Source organism: Polynucleobacter sp. 39-46-10 (genome assembly GCF_002282275.1).
This window is the reverse complement of the sequence record NZ_NCJB01000084.1, coordinates 1-9,826: the sequence shown is the minus strand read 5'-3', so window position 1 is coordinate 9,826 and position 9,826 is coordinate 1. Positions and strand designations below refer to the sequence as shown.

Sequence of the window (9,826 nt, the reverse complement as noted above, 5' to 3'; positions counted from 1 at the left end):
CTACCTTTAGCTTGAACTGCTTACTGTACTTGCTCATAAAACAAAACCCCCTTGGTTGGACATAAGGTCCAACTTTTGGGGGTCAGTTCATACGGGTGGTTTTTTATTGGGCATGACCGAAATATCTAAATCAGTTGCGTCCTGTACTTCCAAACCCACCAGCTCCACGACTACTTTCGGTGAATTCTTCAACCACCTTAAGTTCTACTTGTTGGACGGGCATGACTACTAGTTGAGCTAGACGCTCCATGGGCTCAAGCTTGAATGCTGTAGATCCGCGATTCCAGGTGCTGACCATCAGCTGGCCTTGGTAGTCAGAGTCAATTAATCCGACAAGATTTCCAAGGACGATCCCATGCTTATGACCTAGGCCGGAGCGCGGTAGGATGAATGCCGCATAGCGCGGATCTTCTACATAGATTGCTAGACCTGTTGGCACAAGTACGGTTTGGCCGGGAGCAATTTCAATGGCTTCATCAATGCAGGCGCGCAAATCTAAACCAGCGCTACCAGGGGTTCCATATGTCGGCAATTGACCTCGCATACGTTCATCGAGAATTTTGACTTGAAGTTCTTGCATGGAATTTCCTAAAGCGAGTTTAAATTTTCTTGGCGACTAACTGAATGAGCTGGCGTGCAAGCTGGAGCTTTTCAGCCTTGGCAATTTTCTTACCACCGCTCTCATCAATGATGAGCAATTGATTGAGATCGCTACCAAAGGTATCTGGTCCAATATTGCCGACGACCATCGGAATGCCCTTACGTTTGCGCTTCTCTTCAGCATGCTTTTGGAGATCGGTAGACTCTGCTGCAAAGCCAATGCAGTAGGGGTGCAACTTACCACCTTGAGTTTTGACCGTTTTAGCTACATCAGCAAGAATATCTGGGTTTGCAGTGAACTCTAGATTGGGGGCTTGCTTACCTTGACGCTTAATCTTGTCTTTGGCTGGCTTGGTAATGCCCCAGTCAGCCACCGCAGCAACTGCAAAGAAAATATCGCAGTCAGAAGATTGCATAGTGGCTGCATGCATTTCTTTAGCGCTCACGACATTGGTGCGGGTAATTTTTCCAGTTGCGGCGAGTGGTATATCCAAGTCGCAAGGACCAGCAATCAGGTGCACTTCTGCGCCAGCCTCAACAGCTGCGCGGGCAATTGCAAATCCCATCTTGCCAGAGCTGCGATTAGTGATGCCGCGCACAGGATCAATGGCTTCAAAGGTAGGTCCCGCAGTGATAAGTACGCGCTTGCCTACTAATGGTTTTTTCTGAAAGAAGGCAATGAGTTGTTCGGTAATTTCAGCAGGCTCGAGCATGCGTCCGTAGCCTACTTCACCACATGCCTGAAAGCCACTGGCTGGACCGAGTAATGTAACTTTGTCCGCAATCAGTCTCTCTGCACTTCTTTGTGTTGCTGCATGCTCCCACATTTGCTTATTCATGGCAGGCGCAAGTAATAGAGGGCAATCTCTCGCCAGGCAAAGCGTTGTTAGTAAATCATCTGCTAAGCCGAGAGAAAGTTTGGCCATGAGATCTGCACTTGCTGGTGCAATCAGAATTGCATCGGCAGCTCTAGATAGTTCAATGTGCGCCATGTTATTAGCAATGCTGCTATCCCATTGGCTGGTGTAAACCGGATTGCCTGTGAGCGCCTGCATAGTGACTGGTGTCACAAATTGCTGAGCGGCTTCTGTCATCACCACTTGAACGCTCGCACCTTCTTGCATCAACTGACGCGCTAGCTCCGCAGACTTATAGGCCGCAATGCCACCGGAGATACCAAGAACGATTTTCTTATTTAAAAGTGATTGCATGGCGCCAGCTTAATGGGGTTGAGAGGTTTTGCCAAATGACTTGCGTAGCTCACCCCAAATAATGAGGGCTGCACCGATGCAAATAGCGCTATCCGCAATATTGAATGCCGGCCAATGCCAGTTGGCGTAATGCAGGTCAATGAAGTCCACCACAGCGCCATACAGGAGGCGATCCAGGACATTGCCTAGTGCACCGCCCAGAATGAGACTGAGGGACCAGCAGAGCATTTTGTCGCCCAGGCCCTTACGTAGCAGCCAGAGAATGTAAGCGGAAGCTGCTAGGCCAAGGACCGTGAAGAACCAGCGCTGCCAGCCCGAGCTCTGCGCTAAGAAAGAAAATGCCGCTCCTGGATTAAACAGTAGCAACCAGTTCATAAATGGCAAAACAGGTTCGGGTACTCCTAATTGCAGATTCATTAAGGCAGACCATTTACTCAATTGGTCTAGCAATAGCGTAATGACTGCAATCGCTAGGTAACGGAGAATTGATGGGCTTGTGCTCATATGAATTTATAGGCTCGCTTATGCAAACAAGCGTGATTCGCCATCCCCAAAGAGATTGCTAATGCAACGACCGCACAGCTCTGGATGTTCGGTATTGGACCCAACATCTTGGGTGTGATGCCAGCAGCGACCGCACTTTTTATATTGGCTGCCGCGTACGAGTACTTCAAGGCCTGCATTACTCAGCTCTAAGTTAGCGCTAGAAGTAATAGTCACAAAGCGCAAGTCATCTTCAAGGGAATGCAAAATTGCAAAATCGATATCACCTACTTTGATAGTGAGTTCTGCTTGTAGTGATGAGCCTACATTCCCAGCTTCTCGCTCAATCTCAATGGCCTTGGTGACCTCGGAACGAATTTCTCGAACACGGTTCCACTTAGCAAGGAGTTCAGCGGCCTGAGCAATTTCTGGAAAAGCCCCGAACTCTTCCATGAAGATGGACTCTTTAGCTTTTTCATCAGCACCATGCGGGAATGACAACCAGGCTTCCTCAGCGGTAAAGGAGAGGAATGGGGCAAGCCACTTAAGTAGATTGCGGGTGATGTGAAATAGGGCATTCTGCGCTGCACGACGCTCTTTTGAATTCGGTGCGCTGGTGTAGAGGCGATCTTTCAGAATATCTAGGTAGAAGCCACCTAAATCTTCTGAGCAGAAAGTCAGCATGCGCGCTACAGCTGGTTGGAACTCATAAGCCTTGTAGTGCGCTTGTACATCTTGTTGCAATTGATTCGCAAGGGCAACAGCGTAGCGATCAATCTCTAGCCATTCACTGGCAGGCATCGCATGCTTACTGGGATCAAAGTCAGACAGGTTGGCCAACAAGAAACGCAATGTATTGCGAATGCGACGATAGCTTTCTACTACGCGTTTCAGAATTTCATCAGAAATCGTCATCTCACCGGAGTAATCGGTAGATGCTACCCACAAGCGAATAATCTCGGCACCCAACTTATCAGCAACTTGCTGCGGGGCAATCACGTTGCCTACAGACTTACTCATCTTGCGACCTTGGCCATCAACGGTAAAGCCGTGGGTCAACAGCGCCCTATATGGCGGCTTGCCATCAAGCATGGCGCCAGTCAGCAGGGAAGAGTGAAACCAGCCACGATGTTGGTCTGAGCCTTCAAGGTACAGGTCAGCTAAGCGACCATCTGCATTCTCAGCTTCTGGACGATAGAGCTCATTGCGGTGCGATCCACGAATGACGTGCCAATGTGTAGTGCCAGAGTCAAACCACACATCCAAGGTATCGCGATTCTTTTCGTATTGAGCGGCTTCTTCGCCAAGCAGTTCAGCTACTTCCAGTTTTTGCCAAGCTTCAATGCCTTCTTTTTCAACCCGCTTAGCGATTTCTTCGAGTAACTCGACTGTGCGTGGATGTGGCTCGCCACTTTCCTTATGAACAAAGAAAGCCATCGGTACGCCCCATTGACGCTGACGTGACAAGGTCCAATCTGGACGGTTCGCAATCATGCTGTTTAGGCGCTGCTTGCCCCAGGCTGGGAAGAACTCGGTGTTTTCGATGCCTGCGAGTGCAGTCTCGCGCAAGCTTGCACTGCCATCGGAGGGTTTCTTATCCATGCTCGCAAACCACTGTGAGGTCGCGCGATAAATAATCGGGGATTTATGGCGCCAGCAGTGCATGTAAGAGTGGGTATAGGTTTTGTCTCGCAAGAGGCTGCCTGCCTCACGCATGGCTTCCACAATCTTCGGATTAGCTTTCCAGATGTATTCATTGGCAAAGAGTGGTAACCAAGAGGCGTAGACACCATTACCCATTACTGGATTCAAGATGTCTTTATCAGCCAGTTTGTTTGCTTTGCAAGACTTAAAGTCTTCCTCGCCGTAGGCTGGCGCAGAGTGCACTACGCCAGTACCAGTATCCAGTGTGACGTATTCAGCGGGGTAGATTGGTGAGAGGCGCTTGTATCCCTCATGTAATGGAGCAAGTGGATGCCAGAAAGAGATGTTGGCTAACTGATTGCCTAAGCAAGTAGCAATGACTTTTCCTTCAAGGCCAAAATCTTCCAGACAAGTTTCTACTCGATCTTTTGCCAAGATCAACAACTTGTCACCGGTGTCTACCAAAGCGTAGCTAAGCTCAGGGTGAACATTCAGCGCTTGATTAGATGGAATGGTCCAAGGCGTTGTTGTCCAGATCACAATCATTCCAAGCTTAGCTGGGATTTCAGTCAGACCAAATGCTTTTGCAAGTTGTGGGCGCTGCGCATCATCAAATGCAAAACCAACATCAACTGTTGGATCAGTCTTGTCTTGATATTCCACTTCCGCTTCAGCTAGGGCAGAGCCACAGTCAAAACACCAGTTCACAGGTTTTAGGCCGCGGAAGACGTAGCCCTTTTCCCAGATCTTCCCAAGCGCACGAATTTCATCAGCCTCATTGCGGTAGTTCATGGTGAGATAAGGGTTATTCCAATCACCCAACACGCCCAAACGCTCAAAGTCTTTCTTCTGCTTATCTACTTGCACCTTGGCATAGGCGCGTGCTTTTGACTGGACTTCAGCAGTCGGTAAATTTTTGCCAAATTCTTTTTCAATCTGAATCTCAATTGGCATGCCATGGCAATCCCAGCCTGGGACATACGCAGAGTCAAAGCCCATTAACCAGCGGGACTTCACGATCATATCCTTGAGGATCTTATTGACCGCATGACCAATATGAATATCGCCGTTTGCATAGGGAGGGCCATCATGCAAAATAAATTTTGGTTGATTAGCATGTGCTGCGCGAATCTTTTCGTAAAATTTATTTTTCTGCCATTGCGCAACCCACTGCGGTTCACGTTTTGGTAGATCGCCCCGCATCGGAAACGATGTTTCTAAAAGATTGACGGGATAAGAGTTTTCTTTTTCAGACATAAGCTTTTTTCTGGAAATAATTTCTGGCATGCGCTGCATCAGATGCAATCGCCTTGGTAAGGGTGTCGAGGTCAGAGTATTTCGCCTCATCACGGATTTTTTCTAAGAGCTCTACAGTAATAATTTTTCCGTAGACATCGGCGTTGTAGTCAAAGATGTGTGTCTCAAGCAATACACGACCTTCATCTTCAACCGTAGGTCTCACACCGAGGCTAGCTACAGCAGGCAGTGGCTTGTCTCCTAGCCCCAAGACTTGGGCAGTAAAAATGCCAGAGCAGGCAGGCTTGCGGTGATGAAGGTGATTGGCAACAGCGAGATTGAGTGTGGGGAAGCCTAAAGTGCGCCCCAGTTTTTGTCCATGGATAACATGACCAGAGATGCCATAAGGTCGCCCTAATAATTTTGTCGCTTGATCCATGTTGCCGCAAGCTAATGCATTGCGCAGTGCTGAGCTAGAAATTCTTTCACCATCTTCTTGCACAGTGTGAATGCTAGAAACTTCAAAACCCAATTGTTCACCTGCTGCTTTGAGACTCGCAAAGTTACCCGCGCGCTTTGCGCCGTAGCAAAAATCATCGCCAATCAAAATCCATTTGGCATTGAGTTGCTTGACGATGATTTCGGAAACAAATTCTTCGGGGGTAAGGCGAGCAAACGCAGAATTGAAATGTTCCACCACTACGCGATCGATGCCAATATCGGCAAACGCGGCAAGCTTGTCACGCAAATTCAGAATGCGTGGTGGCGCTTGTTCTGGGGAAAAGAATTCTTTAGGGTGCGGCTCGAAAGTCATTACACAGCTAACCAAGCCACGCTCCTGGGCGCCATCCTTAAGTTGCTTTAGCAGGGCGCGATGACCCCTGTGCACGCCATCGAAATTACCGATGGTTAAGGCACAAGCTGGTCCTGCAGAAAACTGGGTAGGGCCACGGAATACGTTCACTAAATCGCTTTCAGGGTCGCTTTCAGGGTAACCATCAATTATATTGTGGGCATGCCATCTATCGTCACCTTAATCTCGGGCCGCGGATCCAATTTCGAGGCCATCGTCAAAACAGCTCAAAAAGAGCACTGGCCAGTCACCTTTGCAGGGGTGATCGCTAATCACTCTGCAGCTAAGGGCCTTGCTTTTGCTCGCTCTCAGGGCATTCCTGCCTTTGCTATTGAGCATAAAGAGCATGCTACGCGCGAGTCCTTTGATGCTGCCCTCATCGCAAAAATCGATGAATTGGGTGCAGATTTGGTTGTTCTAGCCGGTTTTATGCGCATTCTGACTCCAGGCTTTATTCGTCATTTTGAGGGTCGACTCATCAATATTCACCCAGCTTTGCTACCAGCCTTCCCGGGTTTGCATACCCACGAGCGGGCTTTGGAGGCTGGCGTAGCCGAACATGGAGCTACCGTGCACTTTGTAACCGAGGGTGTCGATGAAGGCCCTATCATCTGTCAAGCCTCAGTTCCAGTGCTGCCCGGCGAGGATGCTGATAGTTTGGCTGCCCGAGTTTTAGCTGCTGAGCATCAGATTTATCCGAGGGCCGTAAAATGGTTCCTAGATGGACGATTGCGAATAGAAGGTAATCAAGTTCAGGTTCAACCACCGGAGTCGCAATTAATAAAATTATGAGTAAAGAACGTTCATCCCGCGGAGCTAGCGCTGGTAGTAAATCCGGGTCCAGATCTGGATCACGCCTAGGCCCACAAAAAAGTTACGCTGCTAAATCCAAAGATCCATTACGTCGACCAGAGCGTCGTAATGCCAGTGGCAACATCATTGCGCCCGAAGGCCAAAAAAACTTTTCTAATGCCAAGGCTTTGCCCCAGCATGCAATTCATTTGGAGCGTCTGCTTCCAGAGTTATTGAATTTTGAGCAACCAGCGGATCGTGTTGTGAGTCGGTATTTCCGCTCTGAACCTCAGCTGGGTAATCGTGATCGTGCCTTGATTGCTGAGAGTGCTTTTGCTATCTTGCGTCGTAAAAATGAGTTCTCACAATTTGCTTCAAGCGGTGAGGGCTCCCAGGCTAGACGCTTAGCCCTATTGGGTTTGCTGTCTGCTCTGTCAGAGGGTGGTCTAGGTTCAGCCAATCGTGCTGAAAGTGCAATTGCTGATTTAGCTCACGTATTAAAGACGGGTGAGTATGAGTGGCTACAACGTTTTGCAACGGTTGATCCATCCGCACTCAATCCTCTGGTTCGAAATAATTTGCCGGAATGGTTGTGGGATGCTTTTGGAAAATATCCTGGCGAAGAGTCACGTGAAGAATTAGCCAAATCACTCATGCATCCAGCGCTTTTGGATTTACGTGCAAACACCATGAAGACAACTCGTGAGCAATTGCTTGCTGAGATGAATGCCTTGGGTGGTCGCTATCAAGCCATTCCAACTCCATATGCGCCAGATGGTGTTCGCATCATGGGTAAACCCGCTTTACAAAACACGGTTGGTTTCAAAGCGGGGATGTTTGAAGTACAAGATGAAGGTAGTCAGCTGTTAGCCTATTTACTCGCCCCGAAGCGTGGCGAGATGGTAGTCGACTTTTGTGCCGGTGCTGGTGGCAAGACTTTGGCAATTGGGGCAATCATGCGCTCAACAGGGCGTTTATATGCCCTAGATACATCTGAGCGTCGATTGGCTAATTTAAAGCCACGGCAGGCCCGTAGTGGCCTCTCTAACGTCCATCCCGTCTGGATTGATAGCGAGAATGACACCAAGATCAAACGTTTGGCAGGTAAGATTGACCGCGTTTTGGTCGACGCCCCTTGTAGCGGCATGGGTACTTTGCGTCGCAACCCTGATCTCAAATGGCGCCAGACCCCTGAAGGCGTGCTGGAGCTCAATCAAAAGCAGATGAATATTTTGGCCTCCGCAAGCCGCTTGCTCAAGCCAGGCGGCCGCCTGGTTTATGCCACTTGCAGTTTGTTGCCACAAGAAAATCAGCAAATTGCAGAGGATTTCTTGGCAAAGCATCCTGATTTTGAGGTTGTTCCAGCCGCTGAGGCTCTTAAGTCATTGTTTCCAAAGGATAAAATTCCTATGGGATGTAGTCCCGACAATCCTTGGTGGCAGCTCTGGCCCCATATTCATGGTACGGATGGCTTCTTTGGGGCTGTTTTTCAGAAAAAAGTAGCTGTTTCTGCAGTAACTGTCGATAAAGATGACGAAAAGTCGGTAAAAGTCAAAAGCAAGAAAGCTGTTAAAGAACTAAAATAAGGTTTTAGATCTTTCTAGGGATACCCCTTTTGAACACAGCTTCAGGTTTTGATTTATTCCTTAACTGGCTTTCTCACGGTTACCTTAATTGGGCTTGGTGGAAAATCGTCGTCTTCACCTTAGTGGCGACACACATCACGATTGCCGCTGTAACTATCTTCTTGCACCGTTGCCAAGCGCACCGTGCTTTAGAGTTGCATCCAATCATTTCCCATTTCTTCCGGTTTTGGCTCTGGCTGACAACTGGCATGGTCACCAAAGAGTGGGCGGCGATTCATCGTAAGCACCACGCTAAGTGTGAAACAGTGGATGATCCTCATAGCCCGCAAGTTCTCGGTATCAATACAGTACTTTCTCGTGGTGCTGAGTTGTATAAAAAAGAGTCACACAATCAAGAGACTTTAGAGAAGTTTGGTCACGGCACGCCAGATGATTGGCTCGAGCACAACATCTATTCCAAGTTCTCTTGGCAAGGTGTAGCCTTGATGTTGATCATCGACGTCATTTTGTTTGGTGCAATTGGCTTAACAGTGTGGGCGGTACAAATGTTGTGGATCCCCATTACTGCTGCTGGAATTATTAATGGCATTGGCCACTTTTGGGGCTATCGCAATTACGACTGTGAAGATGCCTCAAGAAATATTTTTCCTTGGGGTATTTTGATTGGTGGCGAAGAGTTACATAACAACCATCACACCTTTGCTACTAGCGCCAAGCTCTCTAGTAAGTGGTACGAGTTTGATATTGGCTGGATGTACATTCAGATGATGAGTGCTGTAGGCTTGGCTAAAGTGAAAAAGACTTCTCCTAAGCCGGTACTGAGCGACTTACGTCCTGCCGATCAAGGTACGCTCGAAGCCATCATTGCAAATCGTTATGAAATCATGGCCCGCTACAGTAAGACCCTGAGCGCCTTCTTCAGTAATGAGGTTCAGCACATGCAAGTGTTGGCCGCCCATCTGAAAGATGCGCGTACCTGGTTGAGCAAAGATGAATCACGTTTAACCGCAGAAGAAAAAATCAAGCTAGAAGAGTTGATGGCCAGCAATGTGCAGCTTCGCAAGATGATTGAGATGCGTCGTGATTTGCAAGCGATTTGGAGCCGCTCTAATGCCACGGGTGATCAACTGGTTGCTCAGTTACATACTTGGTGTCAGCGCGCCGAAGAGAGTGGTTTATCGAGTCTGCGTGACTTCTCTTTGAGATTGCGTCGTTACGCTTAAGAGGTGAGTTGTATTTAGTCTTGGTGAAAATCAAGGCAATAAAAAACCCGCTGATGTAGCGGGTTTTTTATTTGCTGCAAATAAATATCGAATCGATACATTACTTGAGCTTTGTTTCTTTGTAAGCAACATGCTTGCGAATGGTTGGATCAAATTTCATGATCTCCATTTTCTCAGGCTTGGTACGCTTGTTTTTTG

The 9,826-nt window shown here is 48.2% G+C and carries 9 protein-coding genes; 3 read left to right on the top strand and 6 right to left on the bottom strand.

Annotation, left to right across the window (positions count from 1 at the left end):
• Positions 1-130 precede the first annotated feature (130 nt).
• Genes dut through B7X71_RS08380 form a run of 5 tightly spaced genes read right to left on the bottom strand, consistent with a single transcriptional unit; the run spans position 131 to position 6,138 of the window.
• Positions 131-580, bottom strand: a complete 450-nt coding sequence (dut, locus tag B7X71_RS08400; protein WP_293598341.1) for a dUTP diphosphatase — start codon at positions 578-580, stop codon at positions 131-133.
• Positions 581-599: 19 nt separating this feature from the next.
• Positions 600-1,811, bottom strand: coding sequence for a bifunctional phosphopantothenoylcysteine decarboxylase/phosphopantothenate--cysteine ligase CoaBC (gene coaBC / locus B7X71_RS08395; protein WP_293598340.1), 1,212 nt, complete (start codon positions 1,809-1,811; stop codon positions 600-602).
• A 9-nt stretch (positions 1,812-1,820) separates the two neighbouring features.
• A complete protein-coding gene (gene lspA / locus B7X71_RS08390; protein WP_293598339.1) occupies positions 1,821-2,315 on the bottom strand; it encodes a signal peptidase II in 495 nt (164 codons plus the stop codon).
• An 18-nt stretch (positions 2,316-2,333) separates the two neighbouring features.
• The gene (ileS, locus tag B7X71_RS08385) at positions 2,334-5,195 is read right to left on the bottom strand and encodes an isoleucine--tRNA ligase (RefSeq protein ID WP_293598338.1); all 2,862 of its coding nucleotides are present in this window, start codon (positions 5,193-5,195) and stop codon (positions 2,334-2,336) included.
• A complete protein-coding gene (locus B7X71_RS08380) occupies positions 5,188-6,138 on the bottom strand; it encodes a bifunctional riboflavin kinase/FAD synthetase (protein ID WP_293598337.1) in 951 nt (316 codons plus the stop codon). Before B7X71_RS08380 ends, ileS begins: the two co-directional genes overlap by 8 nt.
• Positions 6,139-6,189: 51 nt before the next feature.
• On the opposite strand from B7X71_RS08380, the gene purN reads away from it, so the two are divergent.
• Genes purN through B7X71_RS08365 form a run of 3 tightly spaced genes read left to right on the top strand, consistent with a single transcriptional unit; the run spans position 6,190 to position 9,628 of the window.
• Positions 6,190-6,819: a phosphoribosylglycinamide formyltransferase gene (purN, locus tag B7X71_RS08375; RefSeq protein ID WP_293598336.1), complete on the top strand. Its 630-nt coding sequence runs from the start codon at positions 6,190-6,192 to the stop codon at positions 6,817-6,819.
• A complete protein-coding gene (locus tag B7X71_RS08370; protein WP_293599155.1) occupies positions 6,816-8,405 on the top strand; it encodes an RsmB/NOP family class I SAM-dependent RNA methyltransferase in 1,590 nt (529 codons plus the stop codon). Before purN ends, B7X71_RS08370 begins: the two co-directional genes overlap by 4 nt.
• A gap of 29 nt (positions 8,406-8,434) precedes the next feature.
• Positions 8,435-9,628: a fatty acid desaturase gene (locus B7X71_RS08365; RefSeq protein ID WP_293599154.1), complete on the top strand. Its 1,194-nt coding sequence runs from the start codon at positions 8,435-8,437 to the stop codon at positions 9,626-9,628.
• A gap of 100 nt (positions 9,629-9,728) precedes the next feature.
• On the opposite strand, the gene rpmG is transcribed toward B7X71_RS08365, so the two are convergent.
• On the bottom strand, positions 9,729-9,826 hold a 98-nt coding region (gene rpmG / locus B7X71_RS08360; RefSeq protein WP_293600512.1), incomplete at its 5' end, for a 50S ribosomal protein L33.

What these genes read in the sequence shown, in the direction of transcription:
- coaBC (WP_293598340.1), bottom strand. Translation starts at nt 1,811, where the DNA reads ATGCAATCACTTTTAAATAAGAAAATCGTTCTTGGTATCTCCGGTGGC.
- dut (WP_293598341.1), bottom strand. Translation starts at nt 580, where the DNA reads ATGCAAGAACTTCAAGTCAAAATTCTCGATGAACGTATGCGAGGTCAA.
- lspA (WP_293598339.1), bottom strand. Translation starts at nt 2,315, where the DNA reads ATGAGCACAAGCCCATCAATTCTCCGTTACCTAGCGATTGCAGTCATT.
- ileS (WP_293598338.1), bottom strand. Translation starts at nt 5,195, where the DNA reads ATGTCTGAAAAAGAAAACTCTTATCCCGTCAATCTTTTAGAAACATCG.
- purN (WP_293598336.1), top strand. Translation starts at nt 6,190, where the DNA reads ATGCCATCTATCGTCACCTTAATCTCGGGCCGCGGATCCAATTTCGAG.
- B7X71_RS08370 (WP_293599155.1), top strand. Translation starts at nt 6,816, where the DNA reads ATGAGTAAAGAACGTTCATCCCGCGGAGCTAGCGCTGGTAGTAAATCC.